The 22729-nt window shown below is 40.7% G+C and carries 14 protein-coding genes and 1 other RNA gene; 10 read left to right on the top strand and 5 right to left on the bottom strand.

Annotated features, from left to right (window positions below; translation table 11 throughout):
• Positions 1-3 precede the first annotated feature (3 nt).
• Positions 4-1938, top strand: a complete 1935-nt coding sequence (locus tag OQX63_RS04445; protein WP_265849677.1) for a RagB/SusD family nutrient uptake outer membrane protein — start codon at positions 4-6, stop codon at positions 1936-1938.
• A 274-nt stretch (positions 1939-2212) separates the two neighbouring features.
• On the top strand, positions 2213-5131 hold the full coding sequence (locus tag OQX63_RS04440; RefSeq protein ID WP_265849676.1) for a glycosyl hydrolase 115 family protein: 2919 nt from the start codon (positions 2213-2215) through the stop codon (positions 5129-5131).
• 286 nt (positions 5132-5417) lie between these two features.
• On the opposite strand, the gene OQX63_RS04435 is transcribed toward OQX63_RS04440, so the two are convergent.
• From OQX63_RS04435 to OQX63_RS04425, 3 genes are all read right to left on the bottom strand, one after another.
• Complete coding sequence (locus OQX63_RS04435; RefSeq protein WP_265849675.1) at positions 5418-6587, bottom strand: alpha/beta hydrolase-fold protein; 1170 nt, start codon at positions 6585-6587, stop codon at positions 5418-5420.
• A gap of 367 nt (positions 6588-6954) precedes the next feature.
• Complete coding sequence (locus OQX63_RS04430; RefSeq protein WP_265849674.1) at positions 6955-8070, bottom strand: alpha/beta hydrolase-fold protein; 1116 nt, start codon at positions 8068-8070, stop codon at positions 6955-6957.
• A 323-nt stretch (positions 8071-8393) separates the two neighbouring features.
• Positions 8394-8984: a GIN domain-containing protein gene (locus OQX63_RS04425; protein WP_265849673.1), complete on the bottom strand. Its 591-nt coding sequence runs from the start codon at positions 8982-8984 to the stop codon at positions 8394-8396.
• 384 nt (positions 8985-9368) lie between these two features.
• On the opposite strand from OQX63_RS04425, the gene ssrA reads away from it, so the two are divergent.
• Positions 9369-9734: a transfer-messenger RNA gene (gene ssrA, locus OQX63_RS04420) on the top strand.
• 119 nt (positions 9735-9853) lie between these two features.
• Here ssrA and OQX63_RS04415 read toward each other — a convergent pair.
• Positions 9854-10315 (bottom strand): MarR family winged helix-turn-helix transcriptional regulator, encoded by a 462-nt coding sequence (locus OQX63_RS04415; RefSeq protein ID WP_265849672.1) that lies wholly within the window; start codon positions 10313-10315, stop codon positions 9854-9856.
• 135 nt (positions 10316-10450) lie between these two features.
• A complete protein-coding gene (locus OQX63_RS04410) occupies positions 10451-10810 on the bottom strand; it encodes a VOC family protein (protein ID WP_265849671.1) in 360 nt (119 codons plus the stop codon).
• Between the two features lie 380 nt (positions 10811-11190).
• Here OQX63_RS04410 and katG point away from each other — a divergent pair, with 380 nt between their 5' ends.
• From katG to OQX63_RS04375, 7 genes are all read left to right on the top strand, one after another.
• Positions 11191-13467, top strand: a complete 2277-nt coding sequence (gene katG / locus OQX63_RS04405; protein ID WP_265849670.1) for a catalase/peroxidase HPI — start codon at positions 11191-11193, stop codon at positions 13465-13467.
• A 1000-nt stretch (positions 13468-14467) separates the two neighbouring features.
• Positions 14468-17668 (top strand): SusC/RagA family TonB-linked outer membrane protein, encoded by a 3201-nt coding sequence (locus tag OQX63_RS04400; protein ID WP_265849669.1) that lies wholly within the window; start codon positions 14468-14470, stop codon positions 17666-17668.
• A gap of 25 nt (positions 17669-17693) precedes the next feature.
• Entirely contained in the window at positions 17694-19250 is a 1557-nt protein-coding gene (locus tag OQX63_RS04395) for a RagB/SusD family nutrient uptake outer membrane protein (protein ID WP_265849668.1), read from the top strand.
• Positions 19251-19646: 396 nt separating this feature from the next.
• Positions 19647-20144 (top strand): phosphoheptose isomerase, encoded by a 498-nt coding sequence (locus tag OQX63_RS04390; RefSeq protein WP_183761882.1) that lies wholly within the window; start codon positions 19647-19649, stop codon positions 20142-20144.
• 137 nt (positions 20145-20281) lie between these two features.
• Entirely contained in the window at positions 20282-21010 is a 729-nt protein-coding gene (locus tag OQX63_RS04385) for an acyl-CoA desaturase (RefSeq protein WP_265849667.1), read from the top strand.
• A gap of 481 nt (positions 21011-21491) precedes the next feature.
• On the top strand, positions 21492-21821 hold the full coding sequence (locus OQX63_RS04380; protein WP_265849666.1) for a DUF1475 family protein: 330 nt from the start codon (positions 21492-21494) through the stop codon (positions 21819-21821).
• A gap of 85 nt (positions 21822-21906) precedes the next feature.
• Positions 21907-22722, top strand: a complete 816-nt coding sequence (locus OQX63_RS04375) for a DUF1295 domain-containing protein (RefSeq protein WP_265849665.1) — start codon at positions 21907-21909, stop codon at positions 22720-22722.
• The last annotated feature ends 7 nt before the right edge of the window (positions 22723-22729 follow it).

Below are 22729 nucleotides of genomic sequence, written 5' to 3'. Positions count from 1 at the left end.
GATATGAAAAATATACAATTAAAAGCCGTTGCAGCTATTTGGTTACTGATGGTAATCATTTCAGGTTGTTCTAAAATTTTGGAAGAAGAACCACGCAGCACCTTTACACCTGATTATTTTAAAACGGTTACAGGCGTAAACGGTGGACTAACTTCTATGTATGCCCATTTGAGAAACATTTATGGTCAGGCTTACTTTTACAATTCTTTAATCACTGGTACTGATGAGGCCACCTGGGGCAAAGATGCTGACGGAAATTTTAAAGATATGGACTGCTCTGGAGTAGGTTCTATCTTATCAACAAGTTTTCCCAGCAGTATATTGTGGAGTGAAGCATTCCCTAACATTAACAATGCCAGTGGTATAATTGAAAACGCCAGTGGAGCAGGTATCTCAAATGCATTGGTGGCCGAGGCCAGGTTTTTCCGGGCTTTCGATTATTTTCTTTTGGTGCAAACTTTCGGTGGTGTTCCACTTGATTTAGGTGCAGGAGAATTAAAATTTAATACCAATCCGTCAAGAACTTCTGTGAGAAATACTGTACCTGCAGTCTACACCAAAGCTATATTTCCCGATCTTGTAAAAGCTATTGCTGACCTGCCTGCAACAGGAAGGGTTACCGGTGGTGTAACCAAGGTTGCTGCACAGCTATTTTTATCAAAAGCTTATTTAACTTATGCATGGTGGTTACAAAATCCAAATAATATTCCAACCTATCCCGCATCTGCAAGAACTGACCCTGACGGACATGATGCCAATTACTATTTTCAGCAGGCTTACGATATTGCTACTGCAGCAATTGAGAACCCAAGTACATTTGGGCTGATGGATACGTATTATGACGTGAATTTGGCCATAAATGACCGCAATAAAGAAACAGTATTATATGCCGATCATACGCAAACAAGTGAGAAATTTAATGGTGGTAGCTTAACCTTTGGAAGTGGCGGTGCACCTGATAATTTTTCAGGCTGGATGATGACCTGGAATTATACCAATATCCGTAGTGGAGGCATTAGTTCCGTTCAACGTGAGGCAGAGCAGCATTTAGGCCGCCCATGGAACCGTATGGCGCCAACAATTGAAGTATTGAAGAATACCTTCGCCGATAAAACACTCGATTCGAGATATGATGGTACTTTCACCACAGTTTACAGGGGTAACTGGCCTAAAGGTTACAACCCGCCTTCGAGTGCGCCGACATCATTGGTTAACGCAAATGGATTATCGATAGTACCTGGAGATGCTGTACTTAGCTTTCTAAATGCAGATGATGCTACAATTGCTTACCCAACAGGTGCAGGAGTAAGTGGTGTAGGTGCTGGTGTTTTGCCTGGAAGAGCTGATTATGTTGTGGCTCCTGGCGGAATCAGCAGAATCGTTTATCCAGGCCTTTGGAAATTAGGTCCTTACCGTACCGATAACGGCACAGGATTAGGACAACCAAATGCAGGTAGTACACGCCCTTATCCGGTAGCTAAATTTTCTGAGCTTTATTTCATTGCAGCAGAAGCAGCAGTGAAAGGAGCAACAACCAAAGCTGGCAAAAGTGCCCGCGAACTCATCAATGTGATTCGTGCAAGAGCCGGTAAATGGCGTTTTGATAACAATGGAAATGTGGCTAAAGTTGCTGATAATAGTGCAGCGATGGTTGCGGCTACACCTGCTACAATAGATATTAATTATATTTTGGCCGAACGCTCAAGAGAATATTATGCGGAAGGTTACCGCAGATACGATCTGATTCGTACCCAGAAATGGGGTGAGCTTGCGGCTACCTATACCATAGCAGGAACGGCCTACGGCGATCATACACCACAAACCGTAACCCGTACCATTACACCTAACTTATATTTACGCCCTATTCCTCAGGCACAAATAGATGGAATGCAGATGAGTGCAGATGAAAAAAAGGCTTACCAGAATCCTGGTTATTAAAAATACTTTGGTTTAGTTGGATGGGCGGCGTCAATTGATGTCGCTCATTCTTTTTATAATTGCCTGCCTTTTCTTATGTCCAAAGATTTTGGATAAATAAAATCCTGAAAATTTGAATCCGAACTTAATTGCTCTTTCTGTTTAAGCACCCAGACATTTTTTTTGCACTATTCTTAATAAAAATCCTACCTGCTAATAGCTTGCTTCCATAGCTAAAATATCGTGCTCTAGCCTAATAAATAACGATCAATCAAGAACCTAATTTATTCCCCTAATGCCAGTAAATTCTTTTAAAAAAAGCCAGATTTTCTTTACGCTTCTTATCCTCTCAACCATTTGGGTTAATTACACGAAAGCCCAGACAAGTTTGGGTTTGGAAAAGCAATTTATTCAAGAAACCAGAAGGTATAAAGATGATTTTGCATTGATTGATGGAGGGGAAGCAGCAAATATTTTTTATGATGAGAATGATTATAAAGGTGTGATCAGGGCAATTGGCGATTTAAGTCAGGACTTTTTCAGCGTGTCCGGCGTAAAGCCTGAATTGAAAAGCGTTAAGCCTTCGGGGAAAGCTGTTATTTTGATCGGAACCCTGGGCAAAAGCAAACTCATTGATCAGTTCGTTTCATCAGGCAAGCTTAATATTGCTCCCATTTCAGGCAAGTGGGAGAGTTTTATCATATCAACCGTCAAAAACCCGTTTCCTGGTATTGATCAGGCATTGGTTATTGCTGGAAGCGACAAAAGGGGAACAATATACGGCATATACGAAGTGTCAGAACAGTTAGGCGTATCGCCATGGTATTGGTGGGCCGATGTTCCACCTAAAACCCGCAAGAGTGCATTTGCGCTTTCCGGGAGTTATAATTCTGGAGAGCCAGCAGTAAAATACCGCGGCATATTTATTAATGATGAAGCCCCGGCAATGACGGGTTGGGCCAAAGAAAAGTTTGGTGGGATGAACAGTAAAATGTATACCCATATGTTTGAGCTGCTGCTTCGTCTGCGGGCCAATTACCTTTGGCCAGCCATGTGGAGTAACGCATTTAATGAAGATGATCCCGAAAATCCACGCCTTGCCGATGAATATGGTATTGTAATGGGCACTTCGCATCACGAACCGATGATCCGTGCGCAACAGGAATGGAAAAAACATGGGGTAGGTGCCTGGAATTACGCAACAAACCCCAAGGGGCTAAATGCTTTCTGGCAAGACGGGATTAAAAGAAATAAAAACTACGAAAGCCTGGTAACCATGGGGATGCGTGGAGATGGAGATGAACCCATGGTTGAAGGTGGTGATATGGCATCTAATGTAAAGCTGCTGGAAAATATCATCACTGATCAGCGCAAAATTCTTGCTGAAAATATAGATAAGCCTGTAGAAAAAATTCCACAGCTTTGGGCCTTATATAAAGAAGTAAAAGACTATTACGATTTCGGAATGAAAGTTCCGGATGATATTACGCTGTTGTGGGCTGATGATAACTGGGGCAACTTACGGCATTTGCCTACGGCCCAGGAGCGCAAACGCAGCGGTGGATCCGGAATATATTACCATTTTGATTATGTGGGTGCACCCAGAAATTATAAATGGCTAAATACCACCTCCCTGCCAAAAGTTTGGGAGCAGATGAATTTGGCTTATCATTATGGTGCCGACCGCATTTGGGTGGTAAATGTTGGTGACCTGAAACCAATGGAGATTCCGATAGAGTTCTTTTTAAGGATGGCCTGGAACCCCGAAGCGATGAGCCGGGAAAAGCTGGCAGGTTTTCTTCAACACTGGGCAACACGAGAATTTGGAACCGGCCAGGCAAAAGAAATTGCAGATTTAGTGCGTTTATACGCCAAGTATACTACAAGACGCAAACCAGAACTATTGAGTCCAGAAACTTTTAGTCTGATCAATTTCAATGAAGCGCAACGCGTAAGCATGGAATGGAAGGCATTAAACAGCAGGGCAGCACAGGTAAATGAGAAGTTGCCTCAGCAATATAAAGATGCATTTTATCAATTGGTATATTATCCCATCCAGGCGATGAAAACGGTTACCGATTTATATATTGCTGTTGGTAAAAACAGACTTTATTTTAAGCAGGGGAGAGCTGCGACCAATCTTCAACGCAATCTTGCGCTCGATTTTTTTAAATATGATCAACAGCTTAGCGATGAATATAACTATCAACTGGCAGGTGGTAAGTGGAACCATATGATGGATCAGGTAAGGATTGGGTATACGAGTTGGAATGATCCAAAGAAAAATATCATGCCAAAAACAGACGAAATCCAGGTGCCTTCAACATCAAGCTTTGGCGTAGCCATAGATGGTTCATCTGAAAGCTGGCCTTCAGCATCAAATATTCCGGCGGCTACGCTTCCGCAGTTCGAATCTTTAAATAAATTACAATCTTATTTTGAAGTTTTTGCAAAAGGGGCAGCACCGATCAGTTTCCAACTAAAAGCCGATCAGTGGATTCGTTTGAAAAAAGAAAGTATTCCAGGTACAAATGATTATCGCATACTGGTAGATATTGACTGGACTAAACTCGGCAGTGGAAAGCATCAGGGTAAAATTCAGATATCTGGCAACACGACCCTGGTGGTAATTAATGTTATCGCCAACAAGGCGACATCAAAACAATTGGGAGAAGCCAAAGGAACTTTTGCCAGTTTAGGATCGCCAATTGCATTTGAGGCTTTTCAGGCAAGTAAGAAAGTATCCAGAAATGGGGTGAGCTGGGAGGCGATACCCGGTTATGGAAGAGGAGCATCAGGCATGTCGATTTTTCCGGTCACTTCCGCTTCGCTTGATCAGCCTGGTACTCCTACAATAGAATACCCTGTTTTCTTTTCTGAAAGCGGGGAGGTTAAAATTGATTTGGTGGTGGGGCCAACCGTAAATTTCTCGTCCCAAGGTTTAAGGGTTGGAATTTCTGTAGATGGCGCGGCGCCTCAAATTCTGACCATTATAGCCAAACCCAGTGCCTCAGGATCTGATGCCAGCTGGGCCAATTCGGTAAAAGATAATGCACGAACGCTTACTTCTTCACATTTCTTTAAAGCCTCTGGCAGGCACACTGTAAAAATATGGATGGTTGATCCGGCAGTAGTTCTGGAAAAAATAATCGTATACAAAGATAAATTATCGCCAAGTTACCTCGGGCCAATGGAAAATGAAGTTGTAAAATAGTTATTGGAGGTTATTTAACGTAATTGTGAGGCTTAATTTTGTCATTGCGTTATGTACGTTTTTATTTTCCATTCGTCATGCTGAATTTATTTTACAAGTAAAAATTAGCATTTTCAATTGCCTTGTAGCTACTCCGTGGTCAGCATCTTACTAGCAGTAAAGACCCTGAAATAAATTTACTGCGTAGCTTTCCGCTGCGCTACAGGTCAGGGGTGACGCCCACTTAAATCTGAAAATTTGGTTTAGGATGCCAGAATATATTCTCAATTATCTAACTCAAGGTATCCTACCTAAATAACAAAGGTGCAAAATTTTGCAGGCTGCGTCTCCAGGTAAGCCATTCATGCGCTGTTTTCGGAGATTCGTAATAAGTATATTTAATTCCTTGTTGGTCCAGCATGGACTTGAACGCGCCAACAGACTTAGGGAAAGGAGCGGGTTCTTTGGTTCCTAGCCCTAGCCAAAATAACTTAAGCCTCTTGTTCACTTCAGTTCCAGTTTTAAATCTTCCTTCCATAAATACATTCGGATCGATTACATCCGTGTTAGGATAATTTGAGGTGCCACTAAAACCGCCATAATAAGCGAACTTATCCAGATTTCTCATCACGATGCGCATCGTTTGATTTGCACCCATTGAAAGCCCGGCAATAGCCCTGTGTTCCCGGTCGGCCAAGGTGCGGAAACGTTTATCAATCATTGGAATCACTTCTTTAATCAGTACATCTTCAAAAATTGAAATACCCTGTCCTTTTTGAGCTGTCTCATTATTTCCTGGTTTAAACGCATAACCATTATCCGTAACGATGATCATCGGTTTTGCCTGATTTTGTGCGATTAAATTATCCAGGATTATATTGGCTTTTCCCTGATTCACCCAGCCCGTTTCATCCTCGAAACTTCCGTGTTGCAGGTAAAGCACAGGAAAACGCGATTTATTGTTCTCGTAATAACTTGCCGGGGTATAGATGAAACACCTTCTCCAGGTTTTGGTTAAATCAGAATAATAAATATTTTCACTCACCATACCATGAGGCACATTTTGCAAGGCATAAAATGCTTCATCATCAGCCGGAACTTCGATGCCGCTGCCCAGCCTTCCTGCACCGTAGAAATAACGACTGTTGGGATCTGGAATTGCAGCACCATCCACATTGAGCTGGTAATAATGAAAGCCTTCGTCCTGTGGTTCTGATTCACCTGTCCAGAGGCCAGCCTCATTTTTAACCATCTCATATTTTTTTCCACCCAAATCCAACAGGACTTTAGATGCATGAGGCGCATATAGGCTCGCCCTCACTTTGCCTTCATCGTTTACCTGGGGGAATAATTTGCCAGGTTGATTGCTTTCGGCTGGTTTAAATGCTTTTAAATCAGACTTCAGTTCAGTCTGGGCTAAACATAATTGGCTAAATAAACAGCCTGCAAAGAGGAAAATAACATTTTTAGCTTTCATGTTTGATAATTAGCTCTTGTTTAAAATGAAATAAAAATTATTTCATCTGTCAGTCTGAGTGTAGTTGAAAACCCTGTCAATGATCAACTTTCGAAGCTTAGGCTTTCGCAAAAGATCCTTCGACTACGCTCAGGATGACAGCGGGAGGGAAGCAAGAAATAAAGTCTATTCTTATCATCGTCATTATAAGGAGGAACGACGAAGCAATCTATTATGCTATTATCCTTGCTATAAAGATTGCTTCCCCGAAAACCGGGGCAGGCTTTCTGCTGAAAAAGCCTTCTCGCAATGACGATTATTCGCGGTCTTATAATTTGTAAAATTCCCGGACATTCGTATTGACTTTTAAACAGGTTACCAGCGTAATCTATTTAAACAATAACGGAGCAAGTTCACGCAGGCTCCGGCGCCAGGTCTGAAATTCGTGGCCGGTATTTTCCGAAACATAAGAAACTGCATTGTAACCCGCTTCTTTTAAAGCTGCAACAGCATTTTTTACACCTTCAGGACGTTCTTTGCTTCCACAACTAATAAAAATTAACTGGGGTTTTGGTTTATCTTTCAGTTCTGTAGGGTTGAATGTTCCACCACTAAGCAACGCATAATAGCCAAAAAGTTCGGGTTTGTTGAGCGTAATGGTATGCGTCTCCATACCGCCCATCGATAGTCCTGCCATAGCCCGGCCATTTGAGGTTTTTATCGTTAAAAAGTTGTTGTCTACGTACGGAATCAGCTCTTCGGTTAATAAGGTTTGAAAACCATCAATCTTAAAGTCTTTCATACGTCCCCATTTGGTTTCATTGGTCATTCCATATGTCATCACAATAATAAACGGCTTAATTTTTCCTTCCGCAATCAGGTTGTCCATAATCAGGTTTGCCCGGCCCTGATTACTCCAGGCAGTTTCATCTTCGCCCCATCCATGTTGTAAATACAGCACCGGAAAACGTTGTTTATCTTTGCCATAACCTGGCGGCGTATAAACGTATGCCCTGCGCGAGGAATTGGTACTTTTCGAAGGAAAAAGTATTTGCTGCACATTTCCGTGGGCTACATTTTTATTGGCGTAGAAATCTTCATCCTTAGCCGGAATTTCAATGCCACTTTCCCAGCGCGACGAGCCAAAATAGTTCATAGCGCCGGGGTCGTTAAATACTCCGCCATCAATGGTCAGATGATAATAATGGAAACCTTCATCCATTGCACCGGCAGTGGTGCCCGTAAAAAATCCGTCATCAGTTTTGGTGAGTTTGGTTCCTCCCTGTCCGCCAAGACCGAGGCTTACCCTGATACTATCCGATTGAGGAGCTTTGATGCGGAACCGGGCGTAGCCTTGCGAATTGACCTGCGGGAATTGCTGGCCGGGCTGGTTCGTTGCAGCAGGTTTAAAATCTTCTTTAATTGGCTCGGGGTTGTTTTGAGCCTGGCATATTCCATAGCTAAGGCTTGCTCCTAAAGCAATTATAATAAATTTGAATTTCATAATATTTGGTTATTTAAGTTGTTTTGGCTCCTTATCTTCGATATTCAGAATTAAAACAGATTTCATAAAGATAATAGATGTATACATTGAGGAATGCTTAACTTGTTTAGTTTTCTAGCAGAAATGTTTAACCGTACCCATTACCAGGATTTTTATTTTGATTGTGGAGCTATTTAGTGCTGAAAATTAATGAGTTAGGTGATTTTTAACACATAAGTCATTATGTAACCTTGAAGATACGTTTAATCAACTGTTTGGCTTTCATGGCGAACAAAAAAGGCAGCCTGTAAACAGACCGCCTGAACCAAAATATAATTCTTTTTTTATTTGCTAAGGGAGGCTAATGCATTTTCAGTATTTAAGCTGGTTTTTGTATTGGCTGCAACAAATTTGTCCATAATCAGCTTTTGTCCTTTGCCCATTACCAGCAAGTGGTCGCCGGTTGAACCGCTTAAGGTTAAATCAGCGTGGTCTTCAATCACTGTATATAATCCTTCAGTTTGTGAGTTTAAGTCCAGTGATGCATTTCCGCTTAGAAAAACCTGCAGGTATTGGGTATTGATTTTACCCTGTGTTTTTACTTTGGCATTATCCATGGCATGGATGCGGTAAATGTCATTTACATAAATGGTCAGTTTCGCGGTGCTGTTATCCAAAGAGGTAATCTCTAAGCCATCTCCATTCTGCATAACCTTAACTTTACCAGTATTTTCATCTGCATACCTAATGCCGGTACGTTTTCCCTGTATAATGGTCAGCTCTACATTTCCTTTCACTTTGATGCGTTTGAAGCTCAATGCTTTCGAAGCGTGAACAGGTTTGATGGTTTCAGTTGCGTTAGCTGATAATATTGCTGAAGTAGATAATACCAATGCTAAAGATGATGCGAATAATGTTTTAAGTAAAGTTTTCATATGCTTTAAGTTTAAATTTTTATAATGTTTTTATTGATTGTTCTGATATTAAGACGTGCAGGCACCGGAAACGTTTCAGCACAAATCGCAGCATTATACCAGCCTGGGAAGCTAATCGACCAACGCCCATAATTTAAAGACAAAAAGAGGGTAGTCGCTGGGTATTTTCCAGGTTTGCTTCCCGGGATAGCTGATTAGACGTCTTTTTTACCTGGAAGATCAGTCTTGTCATTGTCTTTCTGCTGATGCTTTTGCGGTTTGGGCAACAATCAAATCTATGTTGATCCGGTGCAGGTCTTTCTACGGGCAGGTGATATTAATTGTTATTTGACACAGTTTTTCGTATATTTGCGGTCTGGTATTTTTTTACCAGGAACTTTCTCTGGGGCCGTTCTTGGATTTGACGGGGTGGCGAAAGTTATGTTAGCATGCAGTGCGTTGTTCGGAGAGCACTTAAAGTGAACGATCACATTTTAGTTGGCGAAAATACTTACGCCTTAGCTGCTTAGTTTAGAACTAACTAGCTTTTGTCCCTCTAACTGCTGCATTGTTGGGTTAGAATCCGGGGCATCGAAACAACAAAGCTGGCTTTAAGGAGATACGACTTAAAGTGAGATCAAGTATCTAAGGATTTAAATAAGGTCGGTTTTCAGCCCGTTTATTTCCCGAAAATCAATTGAAAAATAAGCATGTAGAAGGTATAATTTATCTCACAACTGGACAAGGGTTCGACTCCCTTCGGCTCCACATTATTTAATGTTAAAACAGAAATCCCTGCAAATCAAATTTTTGCAGGGATTTTTTGTAAAAATCATTCGCTAATCCGAAGTAAATTAAGCATTAGATCATCTTTTAACAGATGGTATAGCCTAAATATCTTTATTTTTTTCAATGAGCTGCACCATATGTTTATTGAATAACGAAACCCCATCCTTTAAGGTATCAAAAAACGCCAGGTCGGCACGCTCAATCTCAATCAGAGCTTTTTGCAAAACGCGGCCTCCCTCAGTTGTTAATCTAATGGTCTTTGCTCTTGTATCTGTTTCGTGTTCCTGCCTGGTGATAAAGCCTTTTTCCTGAAGGGTGCGCAATACTTTTGACACCATCATTCTGTCTGCATTGCTTTGGTTGGCAATGTCTACCTGAGTTACTGCATCACTTTTTTTCGAAAGCCATGCTAAGGCTGCCATTAATACCAATTGGGTTTGTGTTAAATTCAAAGGATCAAGTACCCTTTTTTGCTTTCGTTGCCAAAGCATAGTGACTTGCCCTAACAGATAACCTGGACTATCTGCCGGGCTTTTAAAATGAAATTCAATTTCTTCAGACATTATTCAGGATCCTCTTTTTTAATCAAAATGTTGATTCGCTTCTTATATCGATAAAATTAAAAATTCCGCAGCCAATTCCGTATCAGATCCGTTGTAATATTTGTTTTGTCGTTTACTTGAATTGCATCTGCTGGTTTATTTAGCATTCAGGAAAGTCAATTTGTAGCCATCTAGATCTTTAACATGAAATGCACGGCCAAATGGCGTTTCAATGATTTCTCCCGCATTTGTAACCCCGTTTCCAATAAACTTTTCTTTCAGTTCTACAACATTTTCCTCAACGGCGAACCAAATGGCCACGCCAATACCAAGTTCTCTGTCTTCTAGTGGTTCAAGAGGCGTACGAATAGCAAAACTTGCTTCGCCATGGTTATACTTAAAAACACAGGCTTGCGGATTCGAATTGCCGACTTCGAAACCCAAAAGGTTTTCATAGAAGGCTTTTGAAGCGTCTAAATTTTTTACTTGGAGGGATGCAAATGTTAATTGTCTCATAGCTTTTATTATTTTGTTGTCGCAAATATAATATTCACGACTACAAAATTTTGTTTGATTATTTATTTTTACAAATAGTGGACAATTGAATTTTTGGATTGTTCAGGAGTTTTGAATGGATTGATCTTATTTGGAAAATGCCATTTAAAATCTCATATCCTTCTAAAGGGCATTTTATTTTAAGATTAACGCCGGGTTAAATTTTGCGGCACCAGGTCTTCGCATCTCCCCTAAACTGCTGATATGGCATAGTAATAGATTCTAACTATTTCATTATAGAATTAAATGATTGTGATTAGTTATTTCAATTCTCTAATTTTAATCATCCGGTTTAGTCTTTTAGTAACGGATTAAATTTTACTAACAAAATATTATACATAATGGAAAAAGAATCGAACGATATCAGTAAATGCCCGTTCCATAACGGCAGCATGAAGAGTAATGTAGCAGGTGGTGGCACCAGAAATGGCGATTGGTGGCCGAAGCAGTTAAAGTTGAGTATTTTACGTCAGCATTCTAACTTGTCTAATCCAATGGATGACGGATTTAATTATGCTGAGGCTTTTAAAAGTTTAGATCTTGCTGCCTTGAAAGCAGACCTTCATGCACTGATGACCGATTCGCAGGATTGGTGGCCGGCAGATTTTGGTCATTACGGAGGTCTGTTTATCCGCATGGCCTGGCACAGTGCCGGAACTTACAGGGTAGGCGATGGCCGTGGTGGTGCTGGTGCCGGTTTACAACGTTTCGCACCACTTAACAGCTGGCCAGACAATGTGAGCCTTGATAAAGCCCGCAGGTTACTTTGGCCGATTAAACAAAAATACGGCCGCAAAATTTCGTGGGCAGATTTAATGATTTTAACCGGAAATGTTGCCTTAGAATCGATGGGTTTTAAAACCTTCGGTTTTGCTGGTGGTCGTGAGGATGTTTGGGAAGCTGATGAATCGGTATACTGGGGTTCGGAAACCACCTGGCTTGGTGGCGATCTTCGTTACGGACACGGCTCTGATGGTGCAGATAAAGCACATGGTGTGGTGGTTACAGACGATGATGCCGATGGCGACGTACACTCCCGTAATTTAGAAAAACCACTTGCAGCCGTGCAGATGGGATTAATATATGTAAACCCTGAAGGACCGGATGGAAACCCTGACCCGATTCTTGCTGCTAAAGATATCCGCGATACTTTTGGCCGCATGGCGATGGATGATGAAGAAACGGTGGCTTTAATTGCCGGTGGACACACCTTTGGCAAAACCCATGGTGCTGCTTCCGCAGATCATGTAGGCAAAGAACCTGAAGCCGCTGGTATCGAAAGTCAGGGGTTTGGATGGAGTAACAGTTATGGTTCTGGTAAAGGCGCTGATGCAATTACAAGCGGATTAGAAGTAATCTGGACGACTACACCAACGCAATGGAGCAATAACTTTTTCGAAAATCTTTTTGGATTTGAGTGGGAATTGACTAAAAGTCCTGCCGGTGCACACCAGTGGAAAGCGATTAATGCAGATGCCATTATTCCGGATGCCTTTGATGGAGCTAAAAAACACCTGCCAACCATGCTCACCACCGATCTTGCTTTAAGATTCGACCCCGCGTATGAAAAAATATCAAGACGCTTTTTAGAAAATCCTGATCAGTTTGCTGATGCCTTTGCAAGGGCGTGGTTTAAGTTAACCCACCGCGATATGGGACCTGTGGCTCGTTATCTCGGTCCGGATGTACCACAGGAAGAATTGCTTTGGCAAGATCCTATACCTACTGTTGATCACGTATTGATTAATGAAAATGATGTTGCTGCACTAAAAACAAAAGTATTGGCTTCTGGATTAAGTGTTGCAGAACTGGTTTCTACTGCATGGGCTTCTGCCTCTACTTTCCGTGGTTCTGATAAACGCGGTGGGGCGAATGGTGCACGAATCCGTTTGGTACCGCAAAAAGACTGGGCTGTTAACAATCCGCCACAATTGCAAAAGGTATTGAGTGTATTGGAAGGGATTCAGAATGGATTTAATGCAGCGCAGCTTGATGGCAAAAAAGTTTCATTGGCCGATTTAATTGTGTTGGCAGGTGCAGCAGCAGTAGAAAAAGCAGCTGCTGATGCCGGACATTCCGTTGCAGTGCCATTTACGCCTGGCCGGATGGATGCTTCGCAAGCACAAACCGATATAGAATCATTTGGTTATTTAGAGCCGGCTGCCGATGGTTTCCGTAATTACCGTAAATCTAAATCTGCGGTTCCTACCGAAGAATTCCTGATTGATAAAGCCCAGTTGCTTACTTTAACAGCACCAGAATTAACCGTATTGGTAGGTGGTTTGCGTGTCCTTGACACGAATTTCGATGGTTCCAAGAATGGTGTCCTGACTACAAAACCTGGCCAACTTACCAACGATTTCTTTGTGAATTTATTAGATATGGAAACCGCATGGAAAGCGATTGCAGAAGATAAAGAGCTATATATGGGAAGCAGCCGTTCAACTGGTCAGCCAAAATGGACCGCAACCCGTGCCGATCTGGTATTTGGTTCTAATGCCGAATTAAGAGCGATTGCAGAAGTATACGCAAGTGCTGATGCACAAGATAAATTTGTGAAAGACTTTGTGGCTACCTGGAATAAAGTCATGAATTTAGATCGTTTTGGTTTAAATTAATTTTAAATGCACCACATGTTTATAAATAGGCTGTATCATAGAGTATAATTCAATCAATTTGTCACATTGAGCTTGTAGAAATGCCTTTTAAGGTATTTAAAACAGGTCCTTGGACAAGCTACCATTGATATGCTCCAATAAAATGGTCGTCATCTCGACTGTAGCGCAGCGAAATGGAGAGATCTATTTAGTTAGATTTAGCTTCGCTGAGCACTTGGTGGTTCTCGACTGCGTTGCACCCGATAGCTATCGTGTCCGCTCGAAATGACGGTAACTCAAGGAGATTTTTACGCGTGGGTTAATTGCTGTCTTTTAAGAAATAAAAAAATCTTTTAAGATTTTTTTATTTCTTAAAACAAAACTCAAACTGATTTGTCTTATAATTTCATTAGTTTGTTTGGTTTAGTTTTATTCTGTGGATGCAAATAAAACAAAATAATTGGCCTCATAGAAATATGAGGCTTTCTAGTTTATATAGGGCGCTATCCAAATACATTGGCGATAGTAATGCTAATCAATGCACCGACAGGAGACCTAATGCTGTCTCTTAAAAACTTGAATTTTTCTATCAAATTTTATAAATACATTCAAGTGTTTGTTTATGAGTGGTTTATGTTTATTCGATTTTTGATTCGAATGAAATATTATTCAAAAATTTTAGCGCCTGTAAAAGTAATCATACTATAATTTAACTTCTACGATAGCGTAATGCTAATCATCAAAATAATATTCTTGATTTTGTGATAAAATATCTATTATTGAATTGATAAAACGATTTATCAATAACCAAATATGATGATGAGCTTAGGAATATTTGCGCCCAGTGTGTCGTATATGTCTGTGTAGTTTGTTTGCGTGTAGTTTTAATCCATTTTAGAATAGGATCTCCCGGCACACAATTGCTTAACTGTAAGCCTTCTGATTAAAAATAATTGATAAAGCGTTTAGCTGCTAGCAGTTGAATGATATAATTAACTAACCATTTACTAAACCTAAACCAATGAAAATTAATCTACTCAAGATTTCAGGGCTTTCTGTGCTTTTTTTGCTCAATAGTCCTGCTTTTTCGATGAATCCGGTTGCTGAAAAATCTGATGGATTTTCAGCGCTAAATATGCCTTTGTTGCATATCCAAAACCGAAAAGTAATTACCGGAACTGTATTGGACGAAAAAAACATGCCTATTCCCGGAGTTGGCATCAAAAACATTTCGTCAGGTAAAACTGCTGTAACTGACGACGGTGGTAAGTTCAGCATTGAAGCCAACACAAACGATGTGATCCGTTTTTCTTATGTAGGCTATCAAAATAAAGATGTTACAGTAGGCAGCGAAGCCAACATCAGTATTAAAATGGCACCTGCCGAAGCCAATAAGTTAGATGAAGTGGTGGTAATTGGTTATGGATCTGTGAAAAAAACAGACCTTACCGGTTCTGTTGGGGTGGTAAAAGCCAGCGAACTTCAGGAACGTCCGTCTTCATCACTAAACCAGGCACTCGCTGGCCGGATCTCGGGCGTACAGGTAAACACCAACTCGGGTAGACCCGGCGGTCAGACGAACATCAAAATCCGTGGCTTTAGTTCAATCAATACGAGCAACAATCCACTTTATGTAGTAGACGGTGTGGCTTTGCCAGTGGGCTCGCAAACACAGAATAGTAACGCCATCGATTATATTAACCCAAGCGACATCGCTTCAGTAGAGGTGCTAAAGGATGCCTCTTCGACGGCTATTTACGGTGCAAGGGGTGCAAATGGGGTAATTTTAATTACCACTAAAAAAGGTACAGCAAATACCCAACGCATTACCTATGATGCAGATTTTGGTATCAATACATTGGCCGCACACCATGTTAAGATGCTCGATGCTTTCGAGTATGTTAAGGTGCAGGACCTTGCTTATGAAAACATTAAAGTTTACGATCCGGTAGGTTGGGCAGCAGGAAGTTATGCATCTACACCTGTTCCAAAAGCCGCCAGAATTGCCTTGCCCCAATTTTTTGATAGCAATGGTAATCCATTATATAATACCGACTGGTTAAAAGAATCTACACAGAACAAACTTTCGCAAAATCACCAGCTGGGTTTTACAGGTGGAAACGAAAATAGCACTTATGGTGTTTTTGCAGGCTATCGCGATGACCAGGGACTTTTACTAAACTCTTATTTAAAACGCTATTCGGGCCGGTTTAATTTCGATAGTAAAATTAAACCATGGTTAAAGGTAGGCGGTAATTTGAGTTACAATAACCAGGATGAAAACATTGTTGATCAGGGAACAGGCGGCTTAAATTCAGTGCGTATGATTACAGAAGCATTCCCTTTTCTGCCCATTAAACTGGCAGACGGCAAATGGGGCGATAACAAACTGATTCCATGGGCAGAAGGTGGCTCCAATCCAGTGCATATCTTAACCGATCAAAAATATGGTATGGTTACCCAAACTGCTTTGGGGAGTATTTATTCTACCATTAGTTTTAACAAAGATTTAGAGTTCCGTACCCAGTTAGGTGCCAATATTGTGAGCCGAAATATTAACGAGTACAATGCCAAACAATTATATGGAATCTCTGATGGCCAGAATGGAACGGCGAACGTAACCAATGATCGGGAAACCTTTTGGTCGTTGGAAAACTATTTAACCTATAACAAACGTTTTGCCGAATCGCATGCTATTAATGCATTATTGGGGATTTCGTGGCAGGCGACCAACTTCTTTAGCAATACCAGCCATGCCGAGAATTTTGTAACCGATTTTTACGGAAACAATAATATGGGCTCTGGAAGTAAATCGATTACAGTAGGCTCTAGCCGCAACAGATCGGCTTTTAACTCTTATTTCGGAAGATTAAACTATGCCTTTAAAGATAAATACCTGGTTACTTTTACCGGTAGGGTAGATGGGTCGTCCAAATTCGGAGAGAACCATAAATTCGCTTTTTTCCCTTCGGCAGCATTGGCCTGGAAAGCCTCAGATGAAGATTTTCTTAAAGGAAACAAAACCATTTCTAACTTAAAACTAAGAACCAGTTATGGTTTAAGTGGTAATTCAGAGCTTCCTGCCTATCAATCGCTTGCTACATTGGTTAATAATGCCGCAATTATTAACGATAGCAGGGTAACCGGTATTGGTATCGGCAGGTTGGCCAATCCAGACCTGGTTTGGGAAAAAACAGCACAGGTTGATGCGGGTTTAGAATTAGGCTTGTTTAACAATCGCATTAATTTAGAGGCTGATCTTTATTACAGAAAAACAACCGATATGTTATTAGATGCCCCGGTTCCACGTACCACAGGATATTCGGTGATTAGAAAAAATATCGGGTCTATGCAGAACAAAGGTTTAGATTTAGGGATCAATACGGTAAACGTACAAACAGACAATTTTACCTGGAAAACCAGCTTCAATATCTCCCTTAACCGCAACAAGGTACTTTCTTTGGCCACTCCTGATGATATTTTTGGTGTGGGTAACCCAAATTTCACCAATCAAACTGGTATTATCAGGGTAGGTGAGCCTGTTGGCTCATTCTGGGGGCTGGTACGTTTAGGCACCTGGAGCGAAGCCGAAAGGGCAGAAGCTGCCAAATATGTAAGTTACCGGGGTGGTAAAACCCTGCTTCCCGGTGATATTAAATATTTGGATGTAAACGGCGACCATGCCATTACAGATGCCGACCGCCAGATTATTGGTAACGGAACACCGAAAGGCTGGGGATCGTTGGGCAACTCCTTCCGTTATAAAAACTTGGAGCTGATTGTAGAACTTCAATATTCTTATGGCAATGATGTATTGAATATGACCCATCACTCAGGTGAAGACAGACAGGTGCAGGCCAATAGTTTTGCCAGCGTATTAAATGCCTGGACTCCACAGAATCAAAATACACCGATTGCTGCAATCAGGGATCAGTCTGCCGGATATGTAACCAACGTAGATACCCACTGGTTAGAAGACGGTTCTTTCATCCGTGGAAAAAACCTTTTACTGGGTTATACTTTTGATAAGACGCTTGTTGAAAAATTACGCTTAAACAAACTTCGTGTTTATGCATCTGTTCAAAATTTCTTCCTGGCAACCAAGTACACCGGTAACGACCCTGAGGTAACTACTTATGGAAATGCATTTGCACAAGGTCAAACATTTTTCGATTATCCAAAGCCCACTACTTTCATGGTAGGTTTAAATATTGGATTATAAACATTAAAAAAGAAAGGATATCAACATGAAAATAAACATAAAAAATATCGCTGTTTTGTTGTTGCTGAGCGGTGCTATAATCGGGAATTCGGGATGTAAGAAATTTTTAGATGAAACAGATCCAACCAATCTGTCTCCCAATAGTTTTTATACTTTGCCAGAACATGCAGAAGCAGGTATTGCTGCGGTTTATGCAGAGCTTCGGTTTATTGGAAACGGTGCCGGTATTTATTCGAACAACTGGCAGATGCTTGATGCGCCAACCGGCATACAATCTACCGAAACAGCACAAAACTCCGATCTGAACAATTTGTATTCACTAATTTATGACGGTACAAACCTGCATGTTAACCAAAACTGGAACGGACTTTATAAAGTAATTGCACAAGCTAACCTGGTGTTAGATAAAGTTCCGGGTATTAACCCGATGGACAATGCACAGAAAAAAAGAATTTTAGGAGAGGCTGCTTTCATCAGGGCCTGGGCCTATTTTTACCTGGTGCGTTTATGGGGCGATGTGCCTTTAATTACCAAGCCGATTACCAGTCCTAATGATCCTAATTTTTCTCCTTCACGTACGCCACAGGAACAGGTTTACAAATTGATTGTTGACGATCTGATTGCTGCAGAAGCGGCTGGTTTGCCTTTTATGGATGCTAGTGGGCGTGTTTCTACAGCAGCAGTTAAATCTGAATTGGCAAAAGTATATCTAACTATGGCCGGGCAACCCCTTAACAAAGGTGCAGCTTATTATAAATTAGCTGCAGATAAAGCCAAAGAGGTAATTGATTATTCAACAGGGAATCCATCATCACTTGGCTTGTTCCCCAATTATGGAGCCCTGCACGATGCAAAAAATGACAATAAGGTAGAACATTTATTCGGAATCCAGTACAATGACGCTGCCGGATCTGGTAACCCCTTGCAGTCATCTTATTTACCTTTGCACCAGCCATTGGTTTCTAAAATTGACGGGATTGGAACGGCTATTCCAACCACAAGTTTTTATGGTTCGTACGAGGCTGGCGATTTAAGAGCGAAAAACAGAGAAGGTTATTTCTTTACTGATTATTATACAGATGGATTTAAAATGCCACTTGTTAACCGCGGTAAGCCTTATATTTTTAAACACTTCGACCTGATTGCTAATGGAACACTAGGCGTAGAAGGTACCAGCAGGAGCGATCTGAATATTCCACAGATCCGTTATGCCGAAACCTTATTAATTTATGCCGAAGCACAGAACAGGGCAGATGGTAGTCCGAATGTTGCTGCCTATGCTGCGATAAATGCCTTACGACAAAGGGCGCAATTGGCTGACCTTGCAGGTTTGAGCCAAACACAGTTTGAAGAAGCGGTTTGGAGAGAGCGCTGGCACGAGCTGTGTTACGAAGGCATTATATGGTTTGATATGGTTCGCTTGCGTAAAGTGTACAATGAAACCACCAATGGTTTTGATAATTTTGTTGGCCACATTAATAAAAGTGTAAACCAACCTTTGCAAACCAAACATTTGCTGTTCCCGATTCCTACTCCGGAAATCAAAAATAACCCTAACCTGACTCCAAATCCAGGTTATTAACGAACAGTATTATTATTCATTTTCTAATGTTTGGTGTCACACCAACTATCAATAATTTTTAACAAAAACGGGTGCCCGATTTACGGCATCCGTTTTTGTATTATCGTTGTTTCACCTGAAGCACAACTGGACAGCGGTTTTTTGCTGCCCGCTCGCGAATATATTAAAGCAAAGCGGTATTGCACTTGCCAAACAAGTTGATTAGCAATTTTACAGCCTTTAAGTTTATGTAGACAGATTTAGGTCATCTGTAAATTGAATTTAAAAAAATAAAAGGCGGGAGGGGGGCTTTTTTTAATTTATTAGGCTTATTTTTGCAGCAAAATATAGAACCAAACAGGAGATCAAGTGGATCCCTGTGCATCTCGACAATCATTAGAAAAACTAATTTTATCAATGACAAACGACAAAAAAGAAATATTCGAAAGCGTAGCGCAACGTTTAAAAATTGAAGGTTTTAATGTAGTAAACCGTGATGAAACACGCCCGTGGGGTGGTTTCTTTGTAATAGATGAAGCGCAGGCGCAACAATTTGCTGATACTTATTTTGATGGATTAAATGTTGAAGACCTTAAAATTGGCGGTAAATTAAGTCCGAAAATTCTAATCGTTGCACCAAATACACGTTTATCTTGGCAATATCACCACCGCAGAGCTGAAATATGGCAAGTGGTTACCGGTACTGTTGGCATCAAAACCAGTCAGACTGATGAAGAAGGCGAAGTAAAAAAATATGCACCAAAAGACCAGATTAAATTACAACAAGGTGAACGTCACCGTTTAATCGGTTTAGACGATTGGGGTGTTGTGGCAGAAATATGGCAACATACAGATGCTTCAAACCCGTCAGATGAAAGCGATATCGTACGTGTTCAAGACGATTTCGGTAGATAATAAATAATAAAAATAGCATCCTGCTCTATACATTGGAGCAGGATACTCCTCCTCTAAACGTTTAAGCCAGCGTAGTTTTTGTATCACGGAAACTAAACGCTGCTAAAATACGTTTATATAGTATACAAATTCAATACATGATCATCCTCATTTTTTTTCTTTGCCATTGGTTTTTATCCCTGTTTAGCCAAACCTTTTTCCTTCACCGTTACTCTTCACACAAGATGTTTAAAATGGAACTTTTTTGGGAAAGGTTTTTCTATTTGATTTTACTGATTTCGCAAGGTTCATCATTTTTAAACCCGAGGGCTTATGCCATTCTGCATAGAATGCACCATGCCTACAGCGACACAGAAAAAGACCCACATTCACCACATTTTTTTAAGGATGTTTTCGGGATGATGATTGCAACAAAAAATATGTATATGAATTATCTGCAATTTAAAATACAGCCGGAGCCAGCTTTTCAGGGGAATTATCCCGAATGGCCAATTGTGGATAAGATTGGAAATTCATGGGGATGGAGAATCGCATGCGGTTTATTTTATATTGGCTTTTATATTGCTTTTGCCAACTACTGGTGGATGTATTTATTATTACCGGTCCACTTTTTAATGGGGCCGTTACACGGCGCAATTGTAAACTGGTGTGGCCATAAATATGGCTATTCTAACCATGATAATGATGATCACAGTAAAAACTCTTTACCCTGGGACTTTTTGTTGATGGGTGAGCTTTTTCAGAACAACCACCACAAAAAACCAAATAGCCCAAATTTCGCGACCAAATGGTGGGAATTTGATCCAACCTACCCGGTAATGAAGGTGTTGCACTGGATGAAAATTATCAAAATTAGAAAGGTTTAAAGTTAAAAGACTAAAGACCAAAGTAAAGACCAAAGCAGAAAGAATTTGAGTTCTCGCGTCGATTTCTCCTGCCATGGTCTGTGTCCCCACAGACCATCTTTAACTCTACTAGCAACATAAGGTTTTTTGCCACGGAAACACGGATTTAATAGATTCCCTTTCCTGCACTGTTTTGTGTTAGCTAAACCTGACAGTAGCGAAAATCCTTTTTGTTCGCAGTAACCTTACCTATACTGTCATGCTGAGGCACGAAGCATCTGCAGCCTATGAAAAGGATACTTGCATCACAGCATAACAGCACCTCAAAAAGATTGAAGCGAATGGCAGGACTGTCACGGCCGATAAAAACTGGACCCTGCTTTTCAGATAATAACGCATCTGTTTTTGCCACAGAAAACACGGAGTATATCCGCATTAATCAAATTCTTTTTATCTATTTTACCGTATATACTCCAATCTGTTTTAAAAATTAAACTACCGCATGATCAACTTCCTTAAAATCATTTTCTCTGTACTGTTAGTTTTTATGTGTTATAAAGTAATTAGCACTTCATTAGAAAGTAACCTGTTCGAACAATGGGATTTCCTGGGCGGCATACCCTGGATGCGTGCTACACTTTGGGATTTTTATGCTAACATCTTTATTATCACACTATGGATGTTTTACAAAGAAAAAAGCATTATTCTTAAAATCTCTATTGCTGTTTTGTTCGTATGTTTAGGCAGTATTGCAACCCTGGCTTATGTTTTAGTGCATTTATTCAAACTAAAAGATGGTGAAGGTGTTAAAGAACTACTTTTAAGGCATTGAGGAGTAAGGTTTAATGAGAGGGTTTTAAGAGGAGTTTATTTATAGCAAAACTGATTTTGGCTTTTGACCTTTTACCTTAAACCTTATGCTGCTGCAAACAGAACATCTACTATTCATCGCGCTCATTTCGCTTATTGCATGCTGTTCTATTATGGCTGTGGTTTGGCTTTGGGCAAAGAAAATTAAAAACGCGGGTGTGGTTGATGTTTTCTGGGCACTGAATTTCCCTGTAATTACGATCATCACATTTTTTTTATCTGATGGTTATGAACCCCGCAAAATCTTAATCTGTGGTATGTTTCTACTGGCCGAGTTGCGCTTGGGAATCCACCTTTGGCAACGTGTTATTGGTCATTTAGACGAAGAAGAGGGTAGATACGAACAGCTGCGTAAGGAATGGGGCGACAAAGCCGACCGCAATTTCTTTGTGTTTTTTCAGTTTCAGGCCATATCGAACGTAATTCTGGCTATTCCATTTTTCATTATCACTGCAAATCAGTCGCAGGCCATTTCCTTTTTAGAATATGCAGGTGCACTGGTTTGGGTAATTGCTTTTTTTGGAGAAATGATTGCCGACAGACAGCTTGCTGCTTTTAAGAAAGATCCAAGCAACAGGGGGAAAGTGTGCGATACCGGATTATGGTATTATAGTCGCCATCCTAACTATTTTTTTGAATGGCTAACCTGGATGGGCTATTTCATTTTTGCGCTCGCATCTCCATGGGGAATTTTGGCAATCATTAGTCCCGGAGTTATCTTATATTTATTAACCAAAGTTACCGGTGTGCCAAACAATGAAGAGCAAAACCTGAGGAGCAAACCTGTAGCTTATAAAAGATACCAGGAAACAACGAGTGCCTTTTTTCCGTGGGGGAAAAAGGATGGAAAAGGGAAAATGTAATACGGAT

Origin of the sequence: Pedobacter sp. PF22-3, from assembly GCF_026239555.1 — a bacterium.
Lineage (GTDB): Bacteria > Bacteroidota > Bacteroidia > Sphingobacteriales > Sphingobacteriaceae > Pedobacter.
Note: the sequence above shows the minus strand (reverse complement) of the source record. Positions and strands in the feature narration are given on the sequence as shown.